Source organism: Granulicatella sp. zg-ZJ (assembly GCF_010892355.1).
Classification (GTDB): domain Bacteria; phylum Bacillota; class Bacilli; order Lactobacillales; family Aerococcaceae; genus WM01.
Genome location: NZ_WNJY01000002.1, coordinates 52,064 through 78,073, shown reverse-complemented (window position 1 = coordinate 78,073; position 26,010 = coordinate 52,064). Strand labels below are relative to the sequence as shown.

General features: G+C 35.4%; 37 protein-coding genes and 1 riboswitch. Of the genes, 34 read left to right on the top strand and 3 right to left on the bottom strand.

The annotated features are described in order from the left end of the window. The first annotated feature begins 6 nt into the window (after positions 1-6). The 34 genes from GMA11_RS01110 to GMA11_RS00945 all read left to right on the top strand — a co-directional run bounded on the left by GMA11_RS01110 (position 7) and on the right by GMA11_RS00945 (position 23,282). On the top strand, positions 7-4,338 hold the full coding sequence (locus tag GMA11_RS01110) for a PolC-type DNA polymerase III (RefSeq protein ID WP_163545366.1): 4,332 nt from the start codon (positions 7-9) through the stop codon (positions 4,336-4,338). Between the two features lie 56 nt (positions 4,339-4,394). Next, positions 4,395-4,952 (top strand): chromate transporter, encoded by a 558-nt coding sequence (locus GMA11_RS01105; protein ID WP_163545365.1) that lies wholly within the window; start codon positions 4,395-4,397, stop codon positions 4,950-4,952. Between the two features lie 16 nt (positions 4,953-4,968). After that, entirely contained in the window at positions 4,969-5,478 is a 510-nt protein-coding gene (locus GMA11_RS01100; RefSeq protein WP_240332441.1) for a chromate transporter, read from the top strand. Positions 5,479-6,155: 677 nt separating this feature from the next. Then, positions 6,156-6,464, top strand: coding sequence for a 30S ribosomal protein S10 (rpsJ, locus tag GMA11_RS01095; protein ID WP_163545363.1), 309 nt, complete (start codon positions 6,156-6,158; stop codon positions 6,462-6,464). A gap of 23 nt (positions 6,465-6,487) precedes the next feature. Further along, positions 6,488-7,126, top strand: coding sequence for a 50S ribosomal protein L3 (gene rplC / locus GMA11_RS01090; protein ID WP_163545362.1), 639 nt, complete (start codon positions 6,488-6,490; stop codon positions 7,124-7,126). A 23-nt stretch (positions 7,127-7,149) separates the two neighbouring features. After that, on the top strand, positions 7,150-7,773 hold the full coding sequence (rplD, locus tag GMA11_RS01085) for a 50S ribosomal protein L4 (RefSeq protein ID WP_163545361.1): 624 nt from the start codon (positions 7,150-7,152) through the stop codon (positions 7,771-7,773). Then, on the top strand, positions 7,773-8,063 hold the full coding sequence (rplW, locus tag GMA11_RS01080; RefSeq protein WP_163545360.1) for a 50S ribosomal protein L23: 291 nt from the start codon (positions 7,773-7,775) through the stop codon (positions 8,061-8,063). The genes rplD and rplW overlap by 1 nt, the downstream gene beginning before the upstream one ends. 39 nt (positions 8,064-8,102) lie before the next feature. Then, positions 8,103-8,933, top strand: coding sequence for a 50S ribosomal protein L2 (gene rplB / locus GMA11_RS01075; RefSeq protein WP_163545359.1), 831 nt, complete (start codon positions 8,103-8,105; stop codon positions 8,931-8,933). A gap of 45 nt (positions 8,934-8,978) precedes the next feature. Beyond that, positions 8,979-9,260 carry a 30S ribosomal protein S19 gene (rpsS, locus tag GMA11_RS01070; protein ID WP_163545358.1) on the top strand — a complete coding sequence of 94 codons (282 nt, stop codon included), beginning with the start codon at positions 8,979-8,981 and terminating at the stop codon, positions 9,258-9,260. 18 nt (positions 9,261-9,278) lie between these two features. Next, the gene (rplV, locus tag GMA11_RS01065; RefSeq protein WP_163545357.1) at positions 9,279-9,632 is read left to right on the top strand and encodes a 50S ribosomal protein L22; all 354 of its coding nucleotides are present in this window, start codon (positions 9,279-9,281) and stop codon (positions 9,630-9,632) included. A 3-nt stretch (positions 9,633-9,635) separates the two neighbouring features. Further along, positions 9,636-10,298, top strand: a complete 663-nt coding sequence (gene rpsC / locus GMA11_RS01060; RefSeq protein ID WP_163545356.1) for a 30S ribosomal protein S3 — start codon at positions 9,636-9,638, stop codon at positions 10,296-10,298. A 2-nt stretch (positions 10,299-10,300) separates the two neighbouring features. Further along, positions 10,301-10,735: a 50S ribosomal protein L16 gene (rplP, locus tag GMA11_RS01055; protein ID WP_163545355.1), complete on the top strand. Its 435-nt coding sequence runs from the start codon at positions 10,301-10,303 to the stop codon at positions 10,733-10,735. Continuing rightward, positions 10,725-10,919, top strand: a complete 195-nt coding sequence (gene rpmC, locus GMA11_RS01050) for a 50S ribosomal protein L29 (protein ID WP_163545354.1) — start codon at positions 10,725-10,727, stop codon at positions 10,917-10,919. Before rplP ends, rpmC begins: the two co-directional genes overlap by 11 nt. Before the next feature lie 28 nt (positions 10,920-10,947). Beyond that, a complete protein-coding gene (gene rpsQ / locus GMA11_RS01045) occupies positions 10,948-11,214 on the top strand; it encodes a 30S ribosomal protein S17 (protein ID WP_163545353.1) in 267 nt (88 codons plus the stop codon). Between the two features lie 43 nt (positions 11,215-11,257). Continuing rightward, positions 11,258-11,626 (top strand): 50S ribosomal protein L14, encoded by a 369-nt coding sequence (gene rplN, locus GMA11_RS01040; protein ID WP_135125299.1) that lies wholly within the window; start codon positions 11,258-11,260, stop codon positions 11,624-11,626. Between the two features lie 46 nt (positions 11,627-11,672). Then, on the top strand, positions 11,673-11,984 hold the full coding sequence (rplX, locus tag GMA11_RS01035; RefSeq protein WP_163545352.1) for a 50S ribosomal protein L24: 312 nt from the start codon (positions 11,673-11,675) through the stop codon (positions 11,982-11,984). A gap of 27 nt (positions 11,985-12,011) precedes the next feature. Then, positions 12,012-12,551 carry a 50S ribosomal protein L5 gene (gene rplE, locus GMA11_RS01030; protein ID WP_163545351.1) on the top strand — a complete coding sequence of 180 codons (540 nt, stop codon included), beginning with the start codon at positions 12,012-12,014 and terminating at the stop codon, positions 12,549-12,551. A gap of 18 nt (positions 12,552-12,569) precedes the next feature. Next, the gene (locus GMA11_RS01025; protein WP_163545350.1) at positions 12,570-12,755 is read left to right on the top strand and encodes a type Z 30S ribosomal protein S14; all 186 of its coding nucleotides are present in this window, start codon (positions 12,570-12,572) and stop codon (positions 12,753-12,755) included. Between the two features lie 32 nt (positions 12,756-12,787). Beyond that, entirely contained in the window at positions 12,788-13,186 is a 399-nt protein-coding gene (gene rpsH / locus GMA11_RS01020) for a 30S ribosomal protein S8 (RefSeq protein WP_163545349.1), read from the top strand. A gap of 41 nt (positions 13,187-13,227) precedes the next feature. Further along, positions 13,228-13,764 (top strand): 50S ribosomal protein L6, encoded by a 537-nt coding sequence (gene rplF / locus GMA11_RS01015; protein ID WP_163545348.1) that lies wholly within the window; start codon positions 13,228-13,230, stop codon positions 13,762-13,764. Positions 13,765-13,836: 72 nt separating this feature from the next. Beyond that, complete coding sequence (gene rplR, locus GMA11_RS01010; protein WP_163545347.1) at positions 13,837-14,193, top strand: 50S ribosomal protein L18; 357 nt, start codon at positions 13,837-13,839, stop codon at positions 14,191-14,193. A gap of 20 nt (positions 14,194-14,213) precedes the next feature. After that, a complete protein-coding gene (gene rpsE, locus GMA11_RS01005) occupies positions 14,214-14,708 on the top strand; it encodes a 30S ribosomal protein S5 (RefSeq protein ID WP_163545346.1) in 495 nt (164 codons plus the stop codon). Positions 14,709-14,725: 17 nt separating this feature from the next. Further along, complete coding sequence (rpmD, locus tag GMA11_RS01000; RefSeq protein WP_163545345.1) at positions 14,726-14,905, top strand: 50S ribosomal protein L30; 180 nt, start codon at positions 14,726-14,728, stop codon at positions 14,903-14,905. Positions 14,906-14,942: 37 nt separating this feature from the next. After that, positions 14,943-15,383 carry a 50S ribosomal protein L15 gene (rplO, locus tag GMA11_RS00995; RefSeq protein ID WP_163545344.1) on the top strand — a complete coding sequence of 147 codons (441 nt, stop codon included), beginning with the start codon at positions 14,943-14,945 and terminating at the stop codon, positions 15,381-15,383. Further along, entirely contained in the window at positions 15,383-16,684 is a 1,302-nt protein-coding gene (gene secY, locus GMA11_RS00990; RefSeq protein WP_163545343.1) for a preprotein translocase subunit SecY, read from the top strand. Before rplO ends, secY begins: the two co-directional genes overlap by 1 nt. 76 nt (positions 16,685-16,760) lie before the next feature. Further along, positions 16,761-17,408, top strand: a complete 648-nt coding sequence (locus GMA11_RS00985) for an adenylate kinase (protein WP_163545342.1) — start codon at positions 16,761-16,763, stop codon at positions 17,406-17,408. Positions 17,409-17,495: 87 nt separating this feature from the next. Next, positions 17,496-17,714, top strand: a complete 219-nt coding sequence (infA, locus tag GMA11_RS00980; RefSeq protein WP_034551736.1) for a translation initiation factor IF-1 — start codon at positions 17,496-17,498, stop codon at positions 17,712-17,714. Positions 17,715-17,792: 78 nt separating this feature from the next. Next, positions 17,793-17,906 (top strand): 50S ribosomal protein L36, encoded by a 114-nt coding sequence (rpmJ, locus tag GMA11_RS00975; protein ID WP_050738992.1) that lies wholly within the window; start codon positions 17,793-17,795, stop codon positions 17,904-17,906. A 23-nt stretch (positions 17,907-17,929) separates the two neighbouring features. Next, positions 17,930-18,295: a 30S ribosomal protein S13 gene (gene rpsM, locus GMA11_RS00970; RefSeq protein WP_163545341.1), complete on the top strand. Its 366-nt coding sequence runs from the start codon at positions 17,930-17,932 to the stop codon at positions 18,293-18,295. A 23-nt stretch (positions 18,296-18,318) separates the two neighbouring features. After that, positions 18,319-18,705 (top strand): 30S ribosomal protein S11, encoded by a 387-nt coding sequence (rpsK, locus tag GMA11_RS00965; protein WP_163545340.1) that lies wholly within the window; start codon positions 18,319-18,321, stop codon positions 18,703-18,705. Positions 18,706-18,830: 125 nt separating this feature from the next. Next, a complete protein-coding gene (locus tag GMA11_RS00960) occupies positions 18,831-19,775 on the top strand; it encodes a DNA-directed RNA polymerase subunit alpha (protein ID WP_163545339.1) in 945 nt (314 codons plus the stop codon). 23 nt (positions 19,776-19,798) lie between these two features. Continuing rightward, positions 19,799-20,179, top strand: a complete 381-nt coding sequence (rplQ, locus tag GMA11_RS00955) for a 50S ribosomal protein L17 (protein ID WP_163545338.1) — start codon at positions 19,799-19,801, stop codon at positions 20,177-20,179. 484 nt (positions 20,180-20,663) lie between these two features. Next, a complete protein-coding gene (gene folP, locus GMA11_RS00950; protein WP_163545337.1) occupies positions 20,664-21,629 on the top strand; it encodes a dihydropteroate synthase in 966 nt (321 codons plus the stop codon). Positions 21,630-21,744: 115 nt separating this feature from the next. After that, positions 21,745-21,837: riboswitch (THF riboswitch) on the top strand. A gap of 62 nt (positions 21,838-21,899) precedes the next feature. After that, positions 21,900-23,282, top strand: a complete 1,383-nt coding sequence (locus GMA11_RS00945; RefSeq protein ID WP_163545336.1) for an SLC13 family permease — start codon at positions 21,900-21,902, stop codon at positions 23,280-23,282. A gap of 15 nt (positions 23,283-23,297) precedes the next feature. Here GMA11_RS00945 and folK read toward each other — a convergent pair whose 3' ends face one another. From folK to GMA11_RS00930, 3 genes are all read right to left on the bottom strand, one after another. After that, positions 23,298-24,125 (bottom strand): 2-amino-4-hydroxy-6-hydroxymethyldihydropteridine diphosphokinase, encoded by an 828-nt coding sequence (gene folK, locus GMA11_RS00940; protein ID WP_163545335.1) that lies wholly within the window; start codon positions 24,123-24,125, stop codon positions 23,298-23,300. Between the two features lie 75 nt (positions 24,126-24,200). Beyond that, positions 24,201-24,755 (bottom strand): GTP cyclohydrolase I FolE, encoded by a 555-nt coding sequence (gene folE, locus GMA11_RS00935; protein WP_163545334.1) that lies wholly within the window; start codon positions 24,753-24,755, stop codon positions 24,201-24,203. Positions 24,756-24,948: 193 nt separating this feature from the next. Beyond that, positions 24,949-26,001: a helix-turn-helix transcriptional regulator gene (locus GMA11_RS00930; protein WP_163545333.1), complete on the bottom strand. Its 1,053-nt coding sequence runs from the start codon at positions 25,999-26,001 to the stop codon at positions 24,949-24,951. Positions 26,002-26,010: the final 9 nt, after the last annotated feature.

The window sequence follows — 26,010 nt, the reverse complement described above, 5'->3', positions numbered from 1 at the left end:
AACAATATGACGCAAGAAAATTTGTTTTTAGTTTTATTACAACAAGTCAATTTGCATGAACATCCAGACTTTATGCCGTACCATACGAGCATTGTCTTAGAACGAGTAATTGTCAATCAAGAGCAACATACATGGACATTTGTTTTGAGTATGCACGACTTGATTGATTTTTCTCATTTGCGTTTTTTAGAAAATGCGATTAAAGAAACTTTTTCACGTATTGCAGAGATATTTGTTCATGTAAAGGCAGAACATGCTGTGCTTGAACAAGATAATGTGCGTCAATATTGGGCGTATGTGTTACAAAGACAAGGTATTTCAAATGGGTTATATCGTTTGTTAAGCCAACAAGATATTGCGTTATTAGAAAATAATATATTACGAATTACAGTAGATAGTGAACAGGTGTTGCAACAAGTTTCTACTCGCTATAAAGAAGGCATTCAACAAGTATATGCTTCTTTAGGGTTTCCTGCTTTTCAATTAGATGTGATTTTGGATGAAGAAGCATCTTTGCAAAAAAGAGAACAATTTCTTGAAAAGCAACAACAGGAATTAGAACAATTAGCACATCAAGCACAAATTCAAATGGCACAACAAGAACCAAAACAAGAGAAAAAAATTGAGGAAGAGATTGTTTTGGAAAATGATGTGATTTTTGGTAGACGAATCAATCCAAATGAGATTGTTCAGCAAATGGGGGATGTGACTGAAGAACATCCAAATCTTATATTCCAAGGGTATATTTTTGCCAGTGAGGAAAAAGAATTACGTAATGGGAAAAAAGTATTTACGATTAAATTTACAGACTATACAGGGTCATTTGCACTGAAATTATTTTCACGGAATGAAACAGATGCGAAATTGTTTGCGACGTATTTGAAAAAAGGAAACTGGATTAAAGTAAGAGGAGCACTCGAAGAAGACCAGTTTATGCGAGATATTGTTGTCGTGCCAAGAGATATTAATTTAGTGGATATTCGTCCGAGAATTGATACAGCGTTTGATGATAAAAAACGTGTAGAATTACATTTACATACGACGATGAGCCAAATGGATGCAACTAACCATATTAGTGATTATGTTGCACAAGCAGCCAAGTGGGGACATAGAGCCATAGCTGTCACAGATCATGCGGGGGTTCAAGCGTTCCCTGATGCGTATGCTGCCGGACAAAAGCATGATGTGAAAATTCTATACGGTGTTGAAGCTTATGTGGTCGATGACGGTGTTGATGTAGCGTATAACCCGTCCCATGAAAATCTCTCAGATGCAACGTATGTTGTTTTTGACGTGGAAACAACGGGGCTATCGGCTGTTTATGATACAATTATTGAGTTGGCCGCTGTCAAGATGCATAAAGGAAATGTTATTGATACTTTCGAAGCGTTTATCAATCCAGGACATCCATTGTCGGCGACAACCATTTCGCTAACGGGTATCACCGATGAAATGGTGCAAAAAGATGGGCGATCTGAAAAAGAGGTTTTACAAGAGTTTAAAGCATTTTCTCAAGGGACAATTTTAGTGGCACATAACGCATCATTTGATATGGGCTTTTTGAATACAGGGTATAAAAAAGTGGGGATTGATGAAGCTACTAATCCAGTTATTGATACACTAGAGTTATCACGTGCATTGCATCCCGAATTAAAATCACATCGCTTGAATACATTAGCTAAACGTTATGGCGTAGCTTTAGAACAGCATCACCGCGCGGTATATGACTCTGAAACGACAGGGCATTTATGCTTTATTTTCTTAAAAGAAGCATTTGAACAACACGGTATCTCTTATCACGATGAATTGAATAATGATTTAGGTGTAAAAGATGGCTATAAACGCTCTCGCCCATTTCATGTGACAATATTGGCGAAAAATGAAGACGGATTAAAAGATTTATTTAAACTTGTTTCAGAAAGTAATGTCCATTATTTCTATCGTGTACCACGTATTCCACGTTCGTTATTACAAAAGCACCGAATGCATTTATTACTTGGTTCTGCATGTAGTAATGGAGAAGTTTTTGAAGCAATTATGCAAAAAGGATACGATGAAGCACTTGAAAAAGCAAAATTTTATGACTACTTAGAAGTGATGCCTAAACAAGTTTATTCAACACTAATTGCAGAAGAGTTAGTTCATACAGAAAAAGACTTAGAGGACATCATTTCACAAATCGTCCAAATGGGTAAAGATTTAAACAAACCTGTTGTAGCGACAGGAAATGTGCATTACTTAAATAAAGAAGATCATATTTATCGTGAAATTTTGATTTCAACTATGAAAGCAAATGTGAATCGACAACTCCATTTTCCAGAAGTTCATTTTAGAACAACGGATGATATGATTCGTTGTTTTGACTTTTTATCTAAAGAAGATGTGGATAATATCGTATGGAGAAATCCTCAAAAAATAGCAGATAGTATTGAAAAAATTACACCTGTGAAAAAAGATTTGTATACACCGAAAATTGAAGGTGCCGAGCAAGAAATTACGGAGTTAAGTTATAAAGAGGCTCGACGTTTATATGGAGAAAATTTACCTGAAATTGTTGAAAAACGTTTAGAGAAAGAATTGAAAAGTATTATCGGAAATGGGTTTTCTGTTATTTATTTAATTTCACAAAAATTAGTACATAAAAGTGTGTCGGACGGCTATTTGGTTGGTTCTCGTGGTTCTGTTGGCTCCAGTTTTGTAGCGACTATGACAGGTATTACAGAAGTTAATCCGCTTGCTCCGCACTATCGTTGTCCAAATTGTCAATACTCTGAGTTTTTTGATGAAGGGCAATATGGTTCGGGATACGATTTGCCTGAAAAAGCTTGTCCGCATTGCCAAACAATATTAGATAAAGATGGACAAGATATTCCGTTTGAAACATTCTTAGGATTTTATGGGGATAAAGTACCCGATATAGATTTGAATTTCTCAGGAGATTATCAAGCACGTGCCCACGCTTATACAAAAGAATTGTTCGGTGAAGATTATGTATATCGTGCAGGGACCATTGGTACGGTTGCTGATAAAACGGCATATGGTTACGTAAGAGCCTATGAACGAGATAAAAATTTACACTATCGTGCTGCAGAAGTAGACCGTTTATCCCTAGGGGCTACTGGTGTGAAAAGAACGACTGGTCAGCATCCAGGTGGGATTATTGTTATTCCAGATTATATGGACGTTTATGATTTTACACCTGTACAATATCCAGCAGATGCACAAGATGCAGAATGGAAAACAACACATTTTGATTTCCATTCCATTCATGATAATGTGTTGAAATTAGATATACTTGGACACGATGATCCAACAGTCATTCGTATGTTACAAGATTTATCTGGACGTGACCCAAAAACAATTCCACCAACGGATAAAGATGTGATGAAAATTTTCCAAGGGACAGAAGTACTAGGTGTGACACCTGAACAAATTGATAGTAAAACGGGAACACTTGGGATTCCTGAATTTGGGACAAAATTTGTACGAGGTATGTTAGAAGCGACAAAACCGACAACTTTTGCAGAGTTATTACAAATTTCTGGTCTATCACATGGAACAGATGTTTATTTAGGGAATGCTGAGGAATTGATTAAACAAGGTGTTGCCCCATTGTCGAAAGTTATCGGTTGTCGTGATGACATCATGGTTTATTTAATTCATGCAGGCTTGGAAGATGGTATTGCGTTTAAAATTATGGAAAGCGTGCGTAAAGGAAAAGGGATACCTGATGAGTGGCAAGCAATTATGCGAGAAAATAATGTTCCTGAATGGTATATTCAATCGTGCTTGAAAATTAAGTACATGTTCCCAAAAGCCCATGCGGCTGCATATGTGTTAATGGCTTTAAGAGTTGCTTATTACAAGGTGCATGAACCGTTATTGTACTATTGTGCTTATTTTTCTGTGCGTGCTAATGATTTTGATTTAGTGAGTATGGTGCAAGGAAAAGAAATGGTTAAAAAACGTATGAAAGAAATCAATGATAAAGGATTAGACGCTACTGTTAAAGAGAAAAACTTGTTGACTGTTTTAGAATTAGCTAATGAAATGTTAGAAAGAGGCTTTACATTTAAAATGGTAGATATTGAAAAATCTCATGCACGTCATTTTATTATCGAAGGAAATAGTTTATTAGCGCCGTTTAGAGCTGTACCAAGTTTGGGAGATAACGTTGCTCAGCAAATTATGCAAGCACGAGAAGAAGCGTCGTTCTTATCGAAAGAAGATTTGGCAAAACGTGGTAAAGTAAGTAAGACGATTATGGATTATTTTAACGATAATGGTGTTTTGACACATTTACCAGATTCCAATCAATTATCATTATTTGATTTTTAAAAATAAGTAGACATTCTAATCATAGAGTGTATACTTCTGTTAAGAAAGGAAAAAAGATGCTTTGGCAATTATTTAAAAGAACGTTTATGATAAGTGCCTTTACATTTGGTGGAGGTTATGTCATTGTACCATTGATGAAAACGACATTCGTCGATAAATTAGAGTGGATTGATGAAGATGAAATGCTAGATTTGATTGCTTTGGCACAGACCGCACCAGGAGCAATTGCTGTTAATGCTTCGGTTGCGATTGGGTATCGAATGGCAGGTGTTATTGGGGCAGTTGTCACAATGTTAGCGACTGCTTTACCACCAATGGTTATTTTAATGGGTATGTATGTATTATATGATGTTGTAAAAACAAATCCAGTTGTAGCAAGTTTACTTCAAGGTATGCAAGTGGGAGTATGTGCTGTGATCTTAGATGTTGTGGTTGATTTACTTGTTGGTATTCATAAACAAAAAAGTATAGTAAGTTGGATTGTCTTTTTTGGTGCACTTTTGCTTACAATGATTTTCCATGTTCATATTTTAATGGTCATTATGATAATGACGATTGTTGGGCTTGTTTTAGCTATCATTGAAAGAAAGTGGGTACATAAAGATGTTGCTTGATTTATTAGTTACATTCATGAAAATTGGGGTGTTGAGTATCGGAGGTGGTTACGCCTCTCTACCATATATACAAAGCATTATTGTCCAAGAAAAAGGTTGGTTAGATACAAATACGTATGCAGATTTATTAACGATTTCTCAAATGACGCCTGGGCCTTTAGCTATCAATTCAGCGAGTTTTGTTGGCATGAAAGTAGGAGGACCGATAGGTGCAGTTGTTGCAACAATTGGGAATGTATTACCATCGCTATGTATTGTATTACTCTTTTCAATGATTTATTACAAGTATAAGAATTTAAATGGCGTACAATTAGTCATGAAAGCAATTCGACCGGTTGTTGTAGCACTGATTGTTTCGGTAGCATATAGTTTAGTAATGATGTTGACAAATAATGAACGTATGATCTACCAATTTCTACTATTGATAATATGTTTTATTATTGTCAGAATGAAAAAAGTGAATACCCTTCTTATTATTTTTGGTGCAGGTATTCTTAATATGTGTTTGATGTATCTGATGTCGTAAGTTTTATAATCGGAGGGGATATAGATTTAAACTATACCGATAAATATGCGAGAGCGGATAAGAAAGGCTAAAGTGTTAAAAGCACTTACTCAAGAACGTAAAAATCATAAAAAGAGAAAAGGAATTTTAGAAAAGTAGTAAATGTCAATTAGTAATTTTTGTGCAGCTTATCAAAAAATGTAAGTGTTGATAAAAAATTCGTAACTATTAAAATGTAAAAGGAACTGTTGGATTCTGTTTGCACTGTAGTTTTTTAGAGAATTGCGAAAAGGCTTGATATAAATTGGTTTAATGAGTTATATCGAGCTTTTTTGAGTATTATCAATTATTTGAATAGAAATTGATTTTTGAAGTAATGTTTGTTTATAAGGAATAGTTTTGATTTTGGCGATAATGTTTATGGTAACGCTTCACAAAAATATGTAAAAAATGTTATGAAATTGTAAAAAAAATTTCCGAAAAAAGCTTGATTTAATCGGCTTTTTTTTGTATAATACTGGAAGTGTCATTGTGTTTATAGGCGATTCATGCCCGAAAACAGTGACCCCCTCTTGAAAAAAGAGGGTTAGTGATGATGCGAGAGGTTGCGACACACCCGGACGCTTTGCCTAGTCAGGTGTGACGGAAATTTTCGTGGAGCTAGTCTTATGCAAACATTTGACGAAGGAGGTAAAAAAATGGCAAAACAAAAAATTCGTATCCGTTTAAAAGCTTATGAACATCGTGCTTTAGATCAATCAGCGGAAAAAATCGTAGAAACAGCGAAAAGAACTGGCGCTAGTGTAGCGGGTCCTATCCCATTACCAACAGAAAGAACAGTATATACAGTGATTCGTGCGACTCACAAATATAAAGATTCTCGTGAACAGTTCGAAATGCGTACTCACAAACGTTTAATTGACATTGTGAACCCAACGCAAAAAACAATCGATGCCTTAACAAAACTTGAATTACCAAGTGGCGTTGATATCGAAATTAAATTATAAAATAAATTATCAGGAGGTGTACCATGGCCAAAGGAATCTTAGGAAGAAAAGTAGGGATGACTCAATTCTTCACTGAAAGTGGTGAATTAGTACCAGTAACAGTTGTTGAAGCAACTCCAAACGTCGTTTTACAATTAAAAACAATTGAAAACGATGGTTACGAAGCTGTTCAATTAGGTTACCAAGACAAACGTGAAGTATTGACAAACAAACCTGAAAAAGGTCATGTAGCTAAAGCAAACGCTACTCCTAAGCGCTTCATTCGTGAATTTAACAATGTTGAGCTAGGAGAATATGAATTAGGACAAGAAGTAAAAGTTGATGTTTTCCAAGCAGGAGACATTGTTGATGTAACAGGAACATCTAAAGGAAAAGGATTCCAAGGTGTTATCAAACGTCATGGACAAAGTCGTGGACCAATGGCTCACGGTTCTCGTTACCACCGTCGTCCTGGATCAATGGGTGGAGCTTCTTTCCCATCACGCGTATTTAAAGGTAAAAACTTACCAGGTCAAACAGGTGGAAATCGTATCACAATTCAAAACTTAGAAGTTGTAAAAGTTGATTTAGAAAACAATGTAATTTTAATCAAAGGTAATGTACCTGGATCTAAAAAATCATTAGTAGAAATTCGTACTGCTCGCAAAGCAGGAAATAAGTAAGCTGGGAAGGAGGAAACGATTAAATGGCAAAGGTAACTTTATTTAAACAAGATGGTTCAACTGTCCGCGAAATCGAATTAAACGATGCAGTATTCGGCGTAGAACCAAATGAGAATGTTGTGTTCGATGCAATCATTATGCAACGTGCTTCATTAAGACAAGGTACACACGCTACAAAAAACCGTAGTGCTGTACGTGGCGGTGGTCGTAAACCATGGCGTCAAAAAGGAACTGGTCGTGCAAGACAAGGTTCAACTCGTTCACCACAATGGGTAGGCGGTGGAACAGTCTTTGGTCCAACACCACGTTCATATAGCTATAAATTAAACAAAAAAGTTCGTCGTTTAGCTATCAAATCAGTTCTTTCATCCAAAGTGGCTGAAGGTAACTTAGTAGTAGTAGACGCATTAAACTTTAGTGCACCAAAAACACAAGAATTTGCACAAGTATTGAAAAACTTAGATGTGACATCAAAAGTATTAGTTGTTGTAGAAAACGGTAATGACTTTGCGGCATTATCAGCTCGTAACTTACCAAATGTTACAGTTGTAGCAGAAGACAACGTAAGTGTACTAGATGTATTCTCAAACACAAAAGTATTATTCACTCAACGTGCTCTTTCAACAGTAGAGGAGGCTCTTAAATAATGAATGCTCGTGATGTAATCAAACGTCCAATTATTACAGAAGCATCTGTACTAGCAATGGATGAGAAAAAATATACTTTTGAAGTAGATGTACGTGCTAATAAAACATTAGTAAGACAAGCAATCGAAGAAGTCTTCGGTGTAGAAGTGAAAAGTGTTAACATTATGAACGTACGTGGTAAATTCAAACGCGTAGGTAAATATGCTGGATACACTAAAAAACGTCGTAAAGCAATCGTAACATTAACAGAATCTTCAAAAGACATTGAAATTTTTGAAAGTAACGACTAATATTCACAAGATATAAGAAAAATTTAGGAGGTAAATAACGTGGCGTTGAAAAAATATAATCCGACATCAAACGGACGTCGTAACATGACAGGTTATGATTTTGCTGAAATCACAAAATCAACACCTGAAAAATCATTGTTAGAGTCAATTAAAAAAACTGCCGGACGTAACAACCAAGGTAAAATTACAGTTCGTCACCACGGTGGTGGTCATAAACGTGCTTACCGTGTGATTGATTTCAAACGTGTTAAAGACAACATGCCAGCAACTGTTAAAGCTGTTGAGTATGATCCAAACCGTTCAGCAAACATTGCGTTAATTCAATACGCAGATGGTGTGAAAGCATACATCATTGCTCCAAAAGGAATTGAAGTAGGTCAAAAAGTAGAATCTGGTGTAAATGCAGATATTAAAGTAGGTAATGCATTACCATTATCTCATATCCCAGTAGGTACTGTGATCCATAATATTGAAACAAAACCTGGTAAAGGTGGGCAATTAATTCGTTCAGCTGGAACTAGCGCTCAAGTATTAGGTCAAGAAGGTAAATATACATTAGTACGTTTGAACTCTGGTGAAGTACGTATGATTTTATCAACTTGCCGTGCAACAGTAGGTACAGTAGGTAACGAACAACATGAACTTGTAAACATTGGTAAAGCAGGACGTTCACGTTGGTTAGGCAAACGCCCAACAGTACGTGGTTCTGTAATGAACCCTAATGATCACCCACACGGTGGTGGTGAGGGTCGTGCTCCTATCGGACGTAAATCACCAATGACTCCATGGGGTAAACCAGCTCTTGGATTGAAAACTCGTAAGAAAAAAGCTCGTAGCAATAAATTAATTGTTCGCGGACGTAAAAAATAAGAAATAAAACTCAAGAATAAATGAAAACAGAAGGGAGGCTTCGCTGTGGGTCGTAGTCTTAAAAAAGGGCCATTCGTCGATGCCCATTTAATGAAAAAAGTTGAAGCTGCAGCAGCAAGTGATAAAAAACAAGTTGTAAAAACTTGGTCACGCCGTTCTACAATCTTCCCTAACTTTGTTGGACAAACAATTGCGGTTTACGATGGAAGAAAACATGTTCCTGTTTATGTTCAAGAAGATATGGTAGGACACAAATTAGGTGAATTTGCACCAACAAGAACGTATCGTGGTCATGCTGCCGATGACAAAAAAACTAAAAAACGTTAATCAAGGAGGTAAAATAGTATGTCAGAAATTACATCTGCTAAAGCAGTTGCAAAAACTGTTCGCATTGCGCCTCGTAAGGTTCGTTTAGTAGTAGATCTTATTAGAGGTAAAAAAATCGGTGAAGCAATTTCAATTTTGAAATTCACACCACGTTCTGCATCTCCTATTGTTGAAAAAGTATTGATGTCAGCAATTGCAAACGCAGAACACAATTATGATTTAGATATTGAAAACTTGGTAGTAAGTGAAGCTTTTGTTAACGAAGGACCAACAATGAAACGTTTCCGTCCACGTGCAAAAGGATCTGCTTCTCCAATTATGAAACGTACAAGCCACATTACAATCGTGGTAACTGAGAAGAAGGAGGGATAGTCTGTGGGTCAAAAAGTACATCCAATAGGTATGCGTGTCGGTATCATTCGTGACTGGGATGCAAAATGGTACGCAGAAAAAGATTACGCAGAGTTCTTACATGAAGATTTAAGAATTCGTAAGTATGTTTTTGGAAAATTAAAAGATGCTGCGATTTCTAGAATTGAAACAGAACGTAAAGCAAATAACGTCGTAACAGTATCTATCCACACTGCTAAACCAGGATTAGTAATCGGTAAAGGCGGTTCAGAGGTAGAAAACCTACGTAAAGAATTAAAACAATTAACAGGTAAAGAGCATGTTAATATCAACATTGTTGAAATTAAAAAACCTGACTTAGATGCAAAATTAGTTGCTGAAGGAATTGCTCGTCAATTAGAAAACCGTGTTGCTTTCCGTCGTGCACAAAAACAAGCTATTCAACGTACAATGAAAGCTGGGGCACAAGGGATTAAAACAATGGTATCAGGTCGTTTAAATGGTGCAGATATTGCGCGTAGCGAAAGCTATTCAGAAGGAACTGTTCCATTGCATACTTTACGTGCAGACATTGATTATGCATGGGAAGAAGCAGACACAACTTATGGTAAATTAGGTGTTAAAGTTTGGATTTACCGTGGTGAAGTATTACCAACTAAGAAAAATGTGAAGAAAGGAGAAAATTAATCATGTTAGTACCAAAACGTGTTAAATTCCGTCGTGAATTCAGAGGAAAAATGCGTGGCGAAGCTAAAGGTGGTAAAGAAGTAAGTTTTGGTGAATTTGGTTTACAAGCGACTGAATCACACTGGATTACAAACCGCCAAATTGAAGCTGCCCGTATTGCAATGACTCGTTATATGAAACGTGGTGGGAAAGTATGGATTAAAATTTTCCCTCATAAATCATATACAGCTAAAGCTATCGGTGTTCGTATGGGTTCTGGTAAAGGGGCTCCTGAAGGCTGGGTAGCACCAGTAAAACGTGGTAAAATCATGTTTGAAGTTGCAGGCGTTTCAGAAGAAATCGCACGTGAAGCATTCCGCTTAGCTTCTCACAAATTACCAGTTAAAACGAAATTTGTAAAACGTACAGAACAGGGTGGTGAATCGAATGAAAATTAATGAATTAAATGGATTGTCCACTGCTGAATTAGTTGCAAAAGAAAAAGAATTCAAAGAAGAATTATTCAATCTTCGATTCCAACTAGCTACTGGCCAGTTAGAAAATACAGCACGCTTGAAAGAAGTACGTAAAACTATTGCGCGTATCAAAACAGTTGTGCGTCAACAAGAATTACAAAAATAATTAATCAGCAAAGGAGGACATACTAAAGATGACTGAAGAACGTAACCAACGTAAAGTTTATCAAGGTCGTGTTGTTTCAGATAAAATGGACAAAACAATCACTGTAGTGGTTGAAACATACAAAACACACCCAACTTATGGTAAACGCGTTAAATATTCTAAAAAATTCAAAGCTCATGATGAAAATAATTCAGCAAAAATGGGCGACATCGTAAAAATTATGGAAACTCGTCCACTTTCTGCTACCAAACATTTTCGTTTATTAGAAATTGTTGAGGAATCCATTATTATTTAACCAATTAGATATGTAAGAACAAGTTCGGAAGGAGGATACCGAGATGATTCAAACAGAATCTCGTTTGAAAGTAGCTGATAACTCAGGTGCACGTGAAGTGTTAACTATCAGAGTTTTAGGTGGATCAAATCGTAAAACAGCTAATATTGGTGATGTGATTGTTGCAACTGTAAAACAAGCAACACCAGGTGGAGTTGTTAAAAAAGGAGACGTTGTTAAAGCTGTAATCGTTCGTACAAAATCAGGTGCACGTCGTAAAGACGGATCATACATCAAATTTGATGAAAATGCGTGTGTTATCATTCGTGATGATAAAAGCCCTCGTGGAACTCGTATTTTTGGACCGGTTGCTCGTGAATTACGTGATAACAACTATATGAAAATTGTTTCTCTAGCTCCAGAAGTAATCTAATTAAATCCAAAAATAAGAGTTAAGAACGAAGGAGGTGCAAAGTTACATGCACGTAAAAACTGGTGATAAAGTTAAAGTATTGACTGGTAAAGATAAAGGCAAAGAAGGCGTAGTAACTAAAGCTTTTCCGAAAAAAGATCGCGTTCTTGTTGAAGGTGTAAATATTGTTAAAAAACATCAAAAACCTACACAAGCAAATCCAAATGGCGGAATCGTGGAGAAAGAAGCGCCAATCCATGTTTCTAACGTTATGTTAATCGATCCAGCTACAAACCAACCAACTCGTGTTGGCTATAAAGTAGTGGACGGTAAAAAAGTACGCGTTTCTAAAAAAACTGGTGAAGCTATCGATAAATAATAAACCGAGGAAGGAGGAGCTATTTTAATGAATCGTTTACAAGAAAAATATGTGAAGGAAATTATCCCTTCATTAGTAGAAAAATTCAATTATGCATCTGTAATGCAAGCACCAAAAGTTGAGAAAATTGTTATCAACATGGGTGTTGGTGATGCAGTATCTAATGCTAAAAACTTAGAAAAAGCTGTTGATGAATTGACATTGATTTCAGGACAAAAACCTGTCATTACAAAAGCTAAAAAATCTATCGCTGGATTCCGCTTACGTGAAGGAATGCCAATCGGAGCAAAAGTGACTTTACGTGGCGAAAGAATGTATGATTTCTTAGACAAATTAGTAACAGTTTCATTACCTCGTGTGCGTGACTTCCGCGGTGTAAGTAAAAAGTCATTTGACGGTCGTGGAAACTACACATTAGGTGTTAAAGAACAATTAATCTTCCCAGAGGTTGATTATGATAAAGTTGATAAAGTACGTGGTATGGATATCGTTATCGTAACAACAGCTAAAACGGATGAAGAATCAAGAGAATTATTAACTCAATTAGGAATGCCATTCCAAAAATAATATAAGGAGGCGAATAAAGTGGCTAAAAAATCAATGGTTGCAAAAAACAAACGTCCTAAAAAATTCGCAGTTCAAGAATATACTCGTTGCGAACGTTGCGGACGTCCACACTCTGTTTATCGCAAATTTAAACTTTGCCGTATTTGCTTCCGCGAACTTGCTTATAAAGGGCAAATTCCTGGAGTGAAGAAAGCTAGTTGGTAATCCCATATCTATCGAAAAGGAGGTTAAACTAAATGGTTATGACAGATCCGATTGCAGATTTTCTAACACGTATTCGTAATGCGAACATGGTTCGTCACGCGGTACTAGAAGCACCTGCATCAAGAATGAAAAAAGATATCGCAACAATCTTAAAAAACGAAGGTTTCATTAAAGATTTTGAAATTATTGAAGATGACAAACAAGGCGTTATCCGTGTGTTCTTAAAATATGGTCAAAATAACGAGCGCGTTATTACTGGTTTAAAACGTATTTCAAAACCAGGTTTACGTGTTTATGCTAAAACAAATGAAGTACCTAAAGTATTAAATGGTTTAGGTATTGCAATTCTTTCAACTTCTGAAGGTGTTATCACTGATAAAGTTGCAAGACAAAAAAATGTAGGTGGCGAAGTCTTAGCATACGTTTGGTAAGATAATTCGTACATAATAATTAAAGAAAGAGAGGTGCAGTCATGAGTCGTATTGGTAATAAACCAGTTGTGATTCCAAGTGGCGTAACCGTTACTAAAAATGGTCAAGAAGTAACAGTAAAAGGGCCTAAAGGTGAATTAACTCGTACATTTTCACCAATCATTGAAATCAATGTAGGTGAAGCAGAAGTAACATTCACTCGTCCTAATGATGAAAAAGAAAGTCGTTCATTACACGGAACAACACGTGCTGTATTTAATAACATGGTTGTTGGTGTAACAGAAGGCTTTGCGAAAGAGTTAGAACTAATCGGGGTTGGGTACCGTGCTCAATTACAAGGGACAAAACTTGTATTAAACGTTGGTTACTCACATCCAGTTGAATTTACTCCAGAAGATGGTATTACTGTTGAAGTACCTTCAAATACAAAAGTTATCGTACGTGGTATTAGTAAAGAGAAAGTTGGCGCTTTAGCAGCTAACATCCGTGACGTACGTCCACCAGAACCATATAAAGGTAAAGGTATTCGTTACGTTAACGAATTTGTACGTCGTAAAGAAGGTAAAACAGGTAAATAATGTCTTTTTAAAAGCATTATTTACTTGTCTATCATATATAACTATATTTTATACTTATAAAGAGGTGACATCGTGATTACAAAACCAGATAAAAATAAAATGCGCCAAGCTCGTCATGCGCGTGTAAGAAACAAAATTTCTGGTACTGCTGAGTGCCCACGCTTGAACGTTTTCCGTTCTAATAAACACATCTACGCTCAATTAATTGATGACGTAGCGGGTGTGACGCTAGCAAGTGCCTCAACTTTAGATAAAGAAGTGTCAAAAGCTACAAAATCTGAAGAAGCAGTTTCAGTTGGTAAACTAATTGCTCAAAGAGCTGCTGAAAAAAATATTAAGCAAGTAGTCTTCGACCGTGGTGGTTATCTATACCATGGCCGCGTTAAAGCTTTAGCTGAAGCTGCACGCGAAAATGGACTAGAATTTTAAAAGAAGGAGGATACCCATTCATGGTTTTTATTGACCCAACAAAATTAGAATTAGAAGAACGTGTTGTTGCTATTAACCGTGTTACTAAAGTTGTAAAAGGTGGACGTCGTTTACGTTTTGCTGCGTTAGTTGTTGTTGGTGACAAAAATGGTCACGTAGGATTTGGTACAGGTAAAGCTCAAGAAGTACCTGAAGCTATCCGTAAAGCTATCGAAGACGCTAAGAAAAACTTGATTGAAGTACCAGTTGTTGGTTCTACAATCCCACACGAAGTAATTGGTCGTTTCTGTGGCGGTAATGTATTGTTAAAACCAGCTCCAGCCGGTTCAGGAGTTGCAGCGGGTGGTCCTGTTCGTGCCGTTGTTGAGTTAGCAGGTGTTGCTGATATTACAAGTAAATCTTTAGGATCAAACACACCAATTAACATGGTACGTGCAACAGTAGAAGGATTAAAACAATTAAAACGTGCTGAAGAAGTTGCTAAATTACGTGGCAAATCAGTAGAAGAATTGTAAGAGGAGGACAAAAAGAGATGGCAGAATTAAAAATCACTTTAAAACGTAGCTTAATCGGACGTCCTCAAAATCAAATCGATACATGTAAAGCATTAGGTTTAACAAAACCACATAAACAAGTGGTTAAACCAGCTAACGATGCGATTAAAGGTATGGTTCGTACAGTTTCTCACTTAGTTGAAGTAGAAGAAATTTAATTTTATAGAAAAATATAAAAGGAGGTGCCTAGTTAACATGGAACTTCATACATTAAAACCAGCCGAAGGTTCACGTCACGTACGTAATCGTGTAGGTCGTGGTCAAGGTTCTGGAAACGGAAAAACATCTGGTCGTGGACAAAAAGGTCAAAAAGCACGTTCAGGCGGTGGTGTGAGATTAGGTTTTGAAGGGGGTCAAACTCCATTATTCAAACGTATTGCAAAACGTGGTTTCAATAATATCAACCGTAAAGAATATGTAATTGTGAATTTAACTGATTTAAACCGTTTTGAAGATGGTGCTGAAGTAACTCCAGCAGCATTAGTAGAAATGGGATTAGTGAAAAAAGAATTATCAGGTGTTAAAATTTTAGCTAATGGAGCATTAGAGAGAAAATTGTCTGTTAAAGCACACAAATTCTCAAAAGTAGCCAAAGAAGCAATTGAAGCTGCTGGTGGAACTGTTGAGGTGATTTAATGTTCTCATTATTGAAATCTGCATTCCAAGTAAAAGATGTCCGTAATAGAATATTTTACACTTTTATGATTCTTGTCATTTTCCGTATAGGAGCACATATTACTGTTCCTGGCGTTAATGCAGCAGCATTATCAACCTTATCGGAAAGTGGAAATAGTTTATTTAGTATTTTAAATACATTTGGTGGAGGCGCATTAAGACAATACTCAATCTTTGCATTGGGTGTTTCTCCATATATTACGGCCTCTATCATTGTGCAGTTATTACAAATGGATATCATTCCAAGATTTACTGAATGGGCAAAACAAGGTGAGGTTGGTCGTCGTAAATTAAATAAAGCGACTGTTTATTTCACAATTGTTTTAGGGTTCATTCAAGCAATCGGTGTATCTTTTGGTTTTAACGCATTAACAGGATATGGTTTAGTACGCGATACTTCTATGGGTGGTTATATGCTTATTGCTCTCATTTTAACAACAGGTACAATGCTTGTAATGTGGTTAGGTGAGCAAATCACACAAAAAGGTGTCGGTAATGGTGTGTCTATGATTATTTTTGCAGGGATTGTTGCACAGTTGCCTGCTCAATTATACACACTCTTCATGAAATACTTAGCTAGTGATGCACAGCCATTATGGATTAACATATCTATTGTGGTAGGTATTATTGTATTGATATTAGCAATGATTATGTTTGTTATCTTTATGGAACAAGCAAAACGCAAAATATCTGTACAATATTCAAAACGTGCTAATGGCGCAAGTCAAATGGCATATTTACCATTAAAAATTAACTCAGCCGGTGTGATTCCTGTTATTTTTGCAAGTTCATTCTTATTGATACCTGCAACAATTTTAAACCTTTTTGCAGCAACATATAAAGGTGAAGCATGGTTTGTCCTATTAAACAATGCGTTTAATTATCGTACTGTTCTAGGAGCAACGGTTTATATTACATTGATTGTATTATTTACGTTCTTCTACGCGTTTGTGCAAGTAAATCCTGAAAAAGTGGCTGAAAACTTGCAAAAACAAGGTGGATACATTATTAGTGTTAGACCGGGGAAAGGTACAGAAAATTATATTTCTAAATTGTTAATGAGATTAAGTACAGTTGGTGCTGTTTATTTAGCATTGATTGCGGCAATCCCAAATTTTGCGTCTGTATTTATTCCAGGTTGGCCGCCTAATTTAGCGTTACTTGGTACAAACTTACTAATCATTATCGGTGTTATTTTAGAAACAACGAAACAAATTCAAGGTAAATTGATTAAACGTAAATATCATGGTTTTATTCAATAGGGTGCTAGGCAAAAGCTTGAAGTGTTATTCTTGCTTTTGTCACACTTTATCTTGTATTAGATAGAGGAGAAACAATATGAATATTATCTTAATGGGATTACCTGGTGCTGGAAAAGGAACACAGGCTGAAAAAATTGTCGATACCTATCATTTTCCACACATTTCAACAGGAGATATGTTTAGAGCGGCGATAAAAAACGGTACACCATTAGGTCTACAAGCAAAATCTTTTATGGATAAAGGCGAATTAGTACCTGATGAAGTGACAAATGGTATTGTCAAAGAAAGATTGGCACAATCTGATACTGTTAACGGATTTTTATTAGATGGATTTCCTCGTACAGTGAACCAAGCACAAGCATTAGATGCGATATTATTAGAGCTTGGAAAACAAGTAGATGCAGTCATTAATATTGATGTAAATCCAGAAGTTTTAAAAGCACGTTTAACAGGAAGAATTATTTGTCGTGATTGTGGTGCAACATACCATACATTAAATAATCCACCAAAAGTGGAAGGAACATGTGATCGTTGTGGAAATCATGATTTCTATCAACGTGAAGACGATAAACCTGAAACGGTTGAAAATCGTATTCAAGTTAATTTAAAACAAACAAAACCTTTGTTGGATTATTATCAAGAAAAAAATGTTCTTTTCAATGTGAATGGTGAAGAAGACATCAATATAGTTTTTGATAATGTCCGTAAAATTATTGAAAAATAGCCATATTCACTTTTCAAAAAAAGCGTGATATGGTATAATTAACAGGTTAGAGCGTAATAAGCTTGAAAGCTAAGGAGGTTTTAAGGCGTGGCGAAAGACGATGTGATTGAAATTGAAGGAACAGTCGTTGAGACTTTGCCAAATGCAATGTTTAAAGTCGAACTTGAAAACGGTCATATTGTATTGGCGCATGTTTCTGGTAAAATAAGAATGCATTACATCCGTATATTACCCGGAGATAAAGTAACTGTTGAGTTATCACCGTATGATTTAACTCGTGGCAGAATTACTTATCGCTTTAAATAATTATACTCCGTCAAATAAATGAGATAATCTAATGTAAACAAATGATACTATATCGTTTTATTATGAGGAGGCAAAAAAATGAAAGTTAGAGCTTCAGTTAAACCAATCTGCGAAAAATGTAAAGTTATTAAACGCAATGGTCGTGTGATGGTAATTTGTGAAAATCCAAAACACAAACAACGTCAAGGATAATTAAAAAAGGAGGTACCTAAAGAATGGCTCGTATTGCAGGTGTAGACATACCACGTGACAAACGTGTAGTAATTTCATTAACATATATTTATGGTATTGGAAAGAAAACTTCTCAAGAAATTTTAGCAGCAGCTGATGTTTCAGAAGAAATTCGTGTACGTGATTTATCAAACGAACAATTAGACCGTATTCGTGCGGAAGTAGATAAACTAAAAGTTGAAGGCGATCTTCGTCGTGAAGTGAGCTTAAACATTAAACGATTGATTGAAATTGGTTCTTATAGAGGCATGCGTCATCGTCGTGGTTTACCAGTTCGTGGACAAAACACTAAAAATAATGCGCGTACGCGTAAAGGCCCAGCAAAAGCAATTGCAGGTAAGAAAAAATAATAAATAAGGGAGGTTAGTCTTTCATGGCAAAAAAAGTGACACGTAAACGTCGTGTGAAAAAAAATATTGAGACAGGTATTGCACATATCCGTTCAACATTCAATAATACAATTGTTATGATTACTGATGTTCATGGTAATGCAGTAGCATGGTCATCAGCAGGTGCTTTAGGATTTAAAGGTTCTAAAAAATCAACACCATTTGCTGCTCAAATGGCTGCTGAATCTGCTGCTAAAGGCTCAATGGAACACGGTATGAAAACAGTGGAAGTATCTGTTAAAGGACCAGGTTCAGGTCGTGAATCAGCTATTCGCTCATTACAAGCAGCAGGTTTAGAAATCACAGCAATTCGTGACGTAACACCTATTCCACATAATGGATGTCGTCCTCCAAAACGTCGTCGTGTATAGTGAAACGGGACAGTTAAAGTTTTACGAAAACATAAAATGATAACAAACAATGTATAGACATTGTTGAGTAGTTTAAAACAGTATGTCATCATGTACTGTTCCATCGGAGAGGGGTATAGTAGAAAATGATCGAAATTGAAAAACCTAAAATTGAGACGATTGAGATCAGCGAAGACGCCAAATTTGGTAAATTCGTTGTTGAACCACTAGAACGCGGTTACGGAACCACCCTTGGAAATTCACTACGTCGTATTTTGTTGTCTTCATTACCAGGAGCAGCTATTACAGATATACAAATTGAAGGTGTACTACATGAATTTTCAACAGTACCAGGTGTTGTTGAAGATGTAGCGACAATGATTTTAAATATCAAAAAGCTTGCATTGAAATTGAACGATGTAACAGAAAAAACATTAGAGTTGAATATTGTAGGTCCTGCTGTTGTAACAGCTGGTGACATTACACCAACAAGTGATGTTGATATCTTAAATCCAGATTTATACATTTGTACAGTCGCAGACGGCGCACATTTAAAAATGAATTTAAGTGCAAGAGCAGGTAGAGGATACGTACGTTCAGAGTACAATAAACGTGAAAATATGCCGATTGGTGTATTACCGATTGATTCCATTTACACTCCTGTTAGTCGTGTGAATTATCAAGTTGAAAACACTAGAATTGGTCAAAAAAATATTTATGATAAATTGACATTAGATGTTTGGACAGATGGTTCAATCAGTCCTGAAGCAGCGATTAGTTTATCAGCTAAAATTTTAACAGAGCATTTAGATGTGTTTGTCAACTTAAATGAACAAGCTCGTAAAGTTGAAATCATGGTAGAGAAGGAAGACACGCATAAAGAAAAAATGCTAGAAATGACGATTGAAGAGTTAGATTTATCTGTTCGTTCTTATAACTGTTTAAAACGTGCAGGTATCAACACTGTTCAAGAGTTAACTGATAAAACAGAAGCAGAAATGATTAAAGTGCGTAATCTTGGACGCAAATCTTTAGAAGAAGTGCGTAACAAACTAATTGAATTAAACTTGACATTACGTCAAGAAGATTAGTATCAAAGTAAAGGAGGATACCCATGGCTTACCGTAAATTAGGACGTAATAGTGCACAAAGAAAAGCAATGTTACGTGATTTAACAACTGACTTATTGATAAATGAACGTATTGTAACAACAGAAGCACGTGCGAAAGAAATTCGCTCAACAGCAGAAAAAATGATTACTTTAGGTAAACGTGGTACATTACACACACGTCGCCAAGCTGCAGCGTTTTTACGTAATGAAGTAGCATCTGTACGTGAAGAAGAAGGTACAATTGTTGTTGAATCAGTATTACAAAAATTATTCAATGACTTAGCAAGTCGTTACAGTGAACGTCAAGGTGGCTACACACGTATTTTGAAAACTGAAACACGTCGTGGCGATGGCGCTTCAATGGTAATTATTGAATTGGTTTAATTAAATAGAGCGTTATGATGTTAGTATTGCTATATAAATACTTAGTCTAGCTCGCTGTATTATCACGGGAGTATTCCCGTGATAATACAAACAATTCTACTAATGAGTCTTCATTAGTTTTTTTATTTATATAATGACGTAAAGTTCTGTGACGGATTTTATGGTTCTATATTTTTAGGGTTGATGGCGTAAGCCATCAACCCTATTTAATAAATTTATTTTTTAATTGCTTTTGTGATAAATAGCAATACTACCGTTGAGAATAGTGGAGGGAATAGGTAACTTTTTTTGCTCATCACAATATAAAATCCGAGATTAGCAAGTATATTTAGTACAATCATATTTATGATAAATAATAGAGATATTTTTAAAATGGTTTGCGATTTGTTTTTCATGAGTGCCTCCTTATGATGAAATGTATATAGTTGTAAAAAATATGTTACAATAATATGTAGCGTTATGTGTAATGAGGAGCGATAGGTATATGGAAAGACAATTTTACTATAGAGGGGATACATTAGATTGTAAAGAAACAGTTCTATGTGGCATTATCAATGTGACACCGGATTCTTTTTCTGATGGTGGGAAGTATTTTGGTGTTGAGTTAGCGGTACAAAGAGCAAAAGAATTGATTGCTCAAGGGGCAAAAATGTTAGATATTGGTGGGGAGTCCACTAGACCGGGAAGTACCTATGTGGACATACAAGAAGAAATAAATCGTGTTGTCCCCGTTGTTAAAGCGATAAAATCTTTTAGTGATATTCCTATTTCAGTAGACACATGGAAATCTGAAGTAGCTCAAGCGACTATTGATGCAGGTGTAGATATTATTAATGATATTACTGGTTTATTAGGTGATAAGAATATGGCAAAGGTCATTGGTAATTCTGATGTAGGATTTATTGCGATGTTTAATCCTGTTATTGCTAGACCTCACCATGAAAGTTCAAAAATTTTTCCAAAATTTACAAAGGAAGATGTGTTTACTGAGAAAGAGCAATTCACATTTGATAGTATGCCAATTCATGATGTGATGTCATATTATTTTAAAAAAGTGTTATCTATTGCACAAAAAAATGGTATTTCAAAAAACAGAATGATGTTAGATGTGGGAATTGGTTTTGGGTTAACGAAACGTGAGAATTTTATGTTGTTAAATCATTTAAGTGATATACATCAATTAGGGTGTTGTGCTTTTTTAGGTGTTTCTAGAAAAAGATTTATTACGACATTATTAGAAGAAAATCATTTTGATGTGGATATGTCATCTGAAAAAGGTGTGGATAATAGAGATGAGGCATCTGCTGTTTTAACGGCATTAGCAGCCGTTCAAGGTGTTGAAGTGTTACGTGTTCATACGATACCGAAACACCTTATGGCAATAAAAATTGCAGATGCTGTACGCATGGTTGAACAAGTAGAAGATGAAAATTTGAAGGCTTATCAATAATCATTTGGTAAAAGGAGTACATGATGATGTACTCCTTTTAAACGTCCGTAAAATATCTTGTATTTTAAATAAACGATATTGTATAATATTTTCTGGAAAGCGAGTTAATTGATTAAACAGAGTAAATCATTAGCGTTAAGTGTTCGTGAATGGGATGTTGTCACGAAACGAAATGAGTATCATGCGACTAATGATTGCGTCCGCTGTTTGCCATGTAAATAGGTAAACACTGTTTAGATGCTTTTACATCTTATAGAGGAGGTTTACCGTATGGTAAAACACATAAAATGGGTGCCGTTAAGCATTATTCTCACGGTATCGGCATTGATTGCTTACGTTAACCCTTTAAATATGACGCTAGAACAAAGTCTTTTATTTTCTAGTTTGATATGTTCTGCTGCTCTTTGGGCAACGGAGGCAGTACATAAAAGTCTAGCATGTCTATTTTTCTTGATTATGATCGCTATATTCGGAAAAACAAATATGGTTGATATAATTAGTTTTGTATGGTCAGATACGAATGTCTTGATTATGACGACAATGCTTTTATCAGTAGGTATAATGAACACTGGTATTGTGCATCAATATGTTGAAAAGATTTTTAAGAAAAGTGCAACGAATAAGATTGTACTGCTTAGTGTACCGTATTTATTCGGGCTACTATTTATATTTCTTGTTCCACAAGCATTTGCGAGAGTGATTATCATTGGAACAATTTTGAATGGATTACTTGTGGCAAAAACACCACAGGAAGAACGAGCGAAACAAGCTATTATTTTTAACGGATTTATCGGTGTTGTTATGACGTATATGTTTTTTAACAATGGTGATATTGTACTTAACCAAGCAGCACTGACGTTTGCCGGAGAGCATGTCAAGCAACGACTGACATTTGAGCATTGGTTTGCATTGATGTCAGTTCCAACACTAATAGCGTCTATTGTAACGATTGTGACTGTCTATATCGTGTTTAAAAAAGACTTATCTTATTTCCATTTAGGTATGATTGCACCAACAAAGCAAAATGAAGAGCAAATACCAAAAAGAAATCAATCCATTGTTTTATTGACAATGGTGGCGATTATTTTTTGTTGGATGACGTATGGATGGCATTCTATTCCTGCATTTATTCCAGCTGTAGCAGGCGTTTTGGTAATGTATGGGGGACGTGTTATTGGTATAAAAGATTTAAAAGCGATAAATCCACATTTTGTGTTATTTTTAATGACCGTATTTAGTATTGGAAAAGTATTAGGTCAAAGTGGCATTACGGCGATTATTTTTCAAACATTGAAGCAGTTTATTCCAGTTGAACAGTCTAATATATACTTGTTAATGATTACTTTGATTGTCATGGTTTTACATTTGTGTATTGGTTCATCTGTGGCAACAATGTCGGTAGTACTACCAATTCTATTACCACTTACACAAGAAGTAGGGTATCGACCTGAAATCATAACATTGATGACGTATATTATTGTCAATATTCATTTTTTATTACCATTTCATCAAGCAACGGTCATGATTGGGACGGCAAAGCAATATTATTCTGAAAAGTATATGCTACGTTTTGGAATGGCGATGACAGTCGTGACATTTATTTTACTAGCATTTGTTTATATGATATGGTGGAAAATAGTGCATATTTTATAAAAAACAGATACAACATCATTGCGATGCTGTATCTGTTTTTAATGTATCGAATAAATAGCGCATTGGTTTTTGTAGGACGGGATGAATATAGTGCGGAGCAATATCACATATTGGTTCAAGAACAAATGTGCGTTCTTGAATATAAGGATGAGGGACAATTAAATTGGATTCATAAATGATTTGATTATCGTAGAACAAAATATCAATATCAATTGTCCGTGGTCCCCAGTGTATGTGTCGTTCACGTCCTAACTCTAACTCAATATTTTGTAAGTGTTGTAGTAATGTTTGTGGTTCATAAAAGGTTTCGATTTCGATAACTTGGTTTAAAAAGTCAGGTTGGTCTGTTAAGCCCCATGCTTTTGTGCGATACAAAGAAGAAAGTTTTGTTACTTTTATGTACGTATTATTTAATTTTTGTATAGCTGTTTCTAAAAGTACTTGTGAGTCACCAATGTTTGATCCTAAACTTAAAAAAGCACGATGTCTTTTTCTGACAATATCAACATAGACGCTCTCCACAGGTAGAGTGATAGGAGCCCATGGTTTTTTAACACGTACATGTGCTTCATCAACGATTGGATATGTCGATAAAATAAAGTGTGCAATCTTTTCTGCACATGTTTCAATTAAATCATACGACTGTTGCTGAAATAATGTTGTGATATGTTGTGCAAGTTCTCCATAATGAACAGAGGCTTTTAAATCATTCGATAAAGCCGCACGTTGTGTGGATAAACCTAGTTTTAAATCTAAATAAAATTTTTGTCCGAGTGTTTTTTCTTCTTGAAAAACACCATGATTGGCAAAAATGAGTAAGTCGGATACGACAATATAATCCATAATATGCTCCTTTAAAAATGGCTAAATGAAAAGTCAGTGAAAAAACATCATCATGATGTTTTTTCACTGAGAGTGTTATAGTCCCATTAATTTATAAACTTCTTGCTTTAATGTTGTATCTGTTTCAAAAATCCCACGACTAATAGAAGTCACAGTAGATGTTCCGGGACGTTTGACGCCACGCATATTCATACACATGTGCTCTGCTTCAATAACGACTAAAGCACCGGATGCATTTAAATATTCCATAATTGCTTCGGCGATCTCTAAGTTTAATCGTTCTTGTAATTGTGGTTTTTTGGCATAAACATCAACTGTACGTGCTAATTTAGAAAGCCCTGCAACACGACCAGTTGGCATGTAGGCAATGTGAACTTTCCCCCAGAATGGTAAGAAGTGATGTTCACACATTGAATAAAATGGAATATTTTTTTCAATGACGACACTACTATCAACCAATTCAAATGTTTTTGATAAATGATGTTCAGCTGTTTGGTTTAGACCACTAAAAATTTCTTCATACATACGTGCAACTCGTTGAGGTGTTTCGAGAAGTCCTTCTCTGGTTGGGTCTTCTCCCACGGCTTCAATAATCATTTTAACGGCTTCTTCAATTTTTTGTTTGTCCATTTTATACCTCGTTGTTTGATATTACACCTCATTTTATCAAACTAAAAAAAGCAAGTCAATGAAGGGTTGACAAATCTTTTATAGAGCGATAAACTGATAGTAACGCTAAACATTAAACTATATTTTTATAGAATAATTTAGTTTCTCCTGTAAAAAGTTGCGGATATTTTCCGCAACTTTTTCGTTTTTTTCTTTATTCATTTAAGTCAAAGTCGGTTTCTAATTTTTGAATGAGCGCTCGTAAAATATCTTTATTAACAAGATATTTGATAGGTTGCTCTTGCGAATGTTCATCATTTTGAAAAATCAATAATAAATTAGAAGCTAGTTTATTTGTGTGATAGGAAACAGCAGCACTGGTCATTTTAAGTGTTTCGGCAATGTCTTTTGTTTTTGTGCCTTTTGATAGTGCCAACATCACTTTATAGCGTGTTGCATCACCCAATATTTTAGCAAGTTCGTGAAATGTATCATCATCTAATTGTTCATTAGCTGTGTTTAATAATTCTACCATGCGTGTTCCAATGAGTAGAATTGCTGGTTTATTTGATAAAGTATCTCTCCCGTTAAATAAAAAATAGGCGAAAAAGGGAGATAAAACACAAACGGTACAGGTGTCTTTTTTTGTATCGTGATTTAATAATTGATTGTCAAAAATAGAAATTTGATTGATTAATGCTTCAGCAGTTGTTAGAGATGAACCGAAATTTGTGCGTTCTTCTTGCATTTGTTGATAAAAAGGGTCATAAATCGTTTCGATTTTTAGAAGTAAATCGCATAATTGGTCAATCATTTCTTTAGGTTGATACAGTATGTTTGTGAGTTTCCATTTATCTGAATCAGATAATGCGTCAGCTGCTTGTGTAATCAGTCGATAAACATCTTCTATGGTATTTTGTTTTTTTATTTTTCCTTCATGGAATAAATATGCTAGTCCCTCAATAATCTGTTCGCTTGATAAGGCACATAGAATATTTAATCCTTCAGTAAATGTTTGTACGGTTTCTGGTACATATACATTAAATAAGTGTAATGCAATTTTAGGAAAATTTTTGAAATAGAATTTTTTAATATCGCTTTTCAAAGGCTGTAGACATTCTAGTACATCATCTGTTTTTATAGGAAGATTACTTAATAAAATATCTTTTTGTTTGACGCTTAAGAGTGTTTCTTCGTCAATAAGTAATTCGGGTAAACAACAAATTTCAATAAATTTACTATAAAGTGGATAATAATGTAATTGCATGGTATCGAT

Coding starts and splice junctions, on each gene's coding strand:
- GMA11_RS01110 (WP_163545366.1), top strand. CDS start 7: ATGACGCAAGAAAATTTGTTTTTAGTTTTATTACAACAAGTCAATTTG.
- GMA11_RS01105 (WP_163545365.1), top strand. CDS start 4,395: ATGCTTTGGCAATTATTTAAAAGAACGTTTATGATAAGTGCCTTTACA.
- GMA11_RS01100 (WP_240332441.1), top strand. CDS start 4,969: ATGAAAATTGGGGTGTTGAGTATCGGAGGTGGTTACGCCTCTCTACCA.
- rpsJ (WP_163545363.1), top strand. CDS start 6,156: ATGGCAAAACAAAAAATTCGTATCCGTTTAAAAGCTTATGAACATCGT.
- rplC (WP_163545362.1), top strand. CDS start 6,488: ATGGCCAAAGGAATCTTAGGAAGAAAAGTAGGGATGACTCAATTCTTC.
- rplD (WP_163545361.1), top strand. CDS start 7,150: ATGGCAAAGGTAACTTTATTTAAACAAGATGGTTCAACTGTCCGCGAA.
- rplW (WP_163545360.1), top strand. CDS start 7,773: ATGAATGCTCGTGATGTAATCAAACGTCCAATTATTACAGAAGCATCT.
- rplV (WP_163545357.1), top strand. CDS start 9,279: ATGTCAGAAATTACATCTGCTAAAGCAGTTGCAAAAACTGTTCGCATT.
- rplP (WP_163545355.1), top strand. CDS start 10,301: ATGTTAGTACCAAAACGTGTTAAATTCCGTCGTGAATTCAGAGGAAAA.
- rpmC (WP_163545354.1), top strand. CDS start 10,725: ATGAAAATTAATGAATTAAATGGATTGTCCACTGCTGAATTAGTTGCA.
- rpsQ (WP_163545353.1), top strand. CDS start 10,948: ATGACTGAAGAACGTAACCAACGTAAAGTTTATCAAGGTCGTGTTGTT.
- rplN (WP_135125299.1), top strand. CDS start 11,258: ATGATTCAAACAGAATCTCGTTTGAAAGTAGCTGATAACTCAGGTGCA.
- rplX (WP_163545352.1), top strand. CDS start 11,673: ATGCACGTAAAAACTGGTGATAAAGTTAAAGTATTGACTGGTAAAGAT.
- rplE (WP_163545351.1), top strand. CDS start 12,012: ATGAATCGTTTACAAGAAAAATATGTGAAGGAAATTATCCCTTCATTA.
- rpsH (WP_163545349.1), top strand. CDS start 12,788: ATGGTTATGACAGATCCGATTGCAGATTTTCTAACACGTATTCGTAAT.
- rplF (WP_163545348.1), top strand. CDS start 13,228: ATGAGTCGTATTGGTAATAAACCAGTTGTGATTCCAAGTGGCGTAACC.
- rpsE (WP_163545346.1), top strand. CDS start 14,214: ATGGTTTTTATTGACCCAACAAAATTAGAATTAGAAGAACGTGTTGTT.
- rpmD (WP_163545345.1), top strand. CDS start 14,726: ATGGCAGAATTAAAAATCACTTTAAAACGTAGCTTAATCGGACGTCCT.
- rplO (WP_163545344.1), top strand. CDS start 14,943: ATGGAACTTCATACATTAAAACCAGCCGAAGGTTCACGTCACGTACGT.
- secY (WP_163545343.1), top strand. CDS start 15,383: ATGTTCTCATTATTGAAATCTGCATTCCAAGTAAAAGATGTCCGTAAT.
- GMA11_RS00985 (WP_163545342.1), top strand. CDS start 16,761: ATGAATATTATCTTAATGGGATTACCTGGTGCTGGAAAAGGAACACAG.
- rpmJ (WP_050738992.1), top strand. CDS start 17,793: ATGAAAGTTAGAGCTTCAGTTAAACCAATCTGCGAAAAATGTAAAGTT.
- rpsM (WP_163545341.1), top strand. CDS start 17,930: ATGGCTCGTATTGCAGGTGTAGACATACCACGTGACAAACGTGTAGTA.
- rpsK (WP_163545340.1), top strand. CDS start 18,319: ATGGCAAAAAAAGTGACACGTAAACGTCGTGTGAAAAAAAATATTGAG.
- GMA11_RS00960 (WP_163545339.1), top strand. CDS start 18,831: ATGATCGAAATTGAAAAACCTAAAATTGAGACGATTGAGATCAGCGAA.
- rplQ (WP_163545338.1), top strand. CDS start 19,799: ATGGCTTACCGTAAATTAGGACGTAATAGTGCACAAAGAAAAGCAATG.
- folP (WP_163545337.1), top strand. CDS start 20,664: ATGGAAAGACAATTTTACTATAGAGGGGATACATTAGATTGTAAAGAA.
- GMA11_RS00945 (WP_163545336.1), top strand. CDS start 21,900: ATGGTAAAACACATAAAATGGGTGCCGTTAAGCATTATTCTCACGGTA.
- folK (WP_163545335.1), bottom strand. CDS start 24,125: ATGGATTATATTGTCGTATCCGACTTACTCATTTTTGCCAATCATGGT.
- folE (WP_163545334.1), bottom strand. CDS start 24,755: ATGGACAAACAAAAAATTGAAGAAGCCGTTAAAATGATTATTGAAGCC.
- GMA11_RS00930 (WP_163545333.1), bottom strand. CDS start 26,001: ATGCAATTACATTATTATCCACTTTATAGTAAATTTATTGAAATTTGT.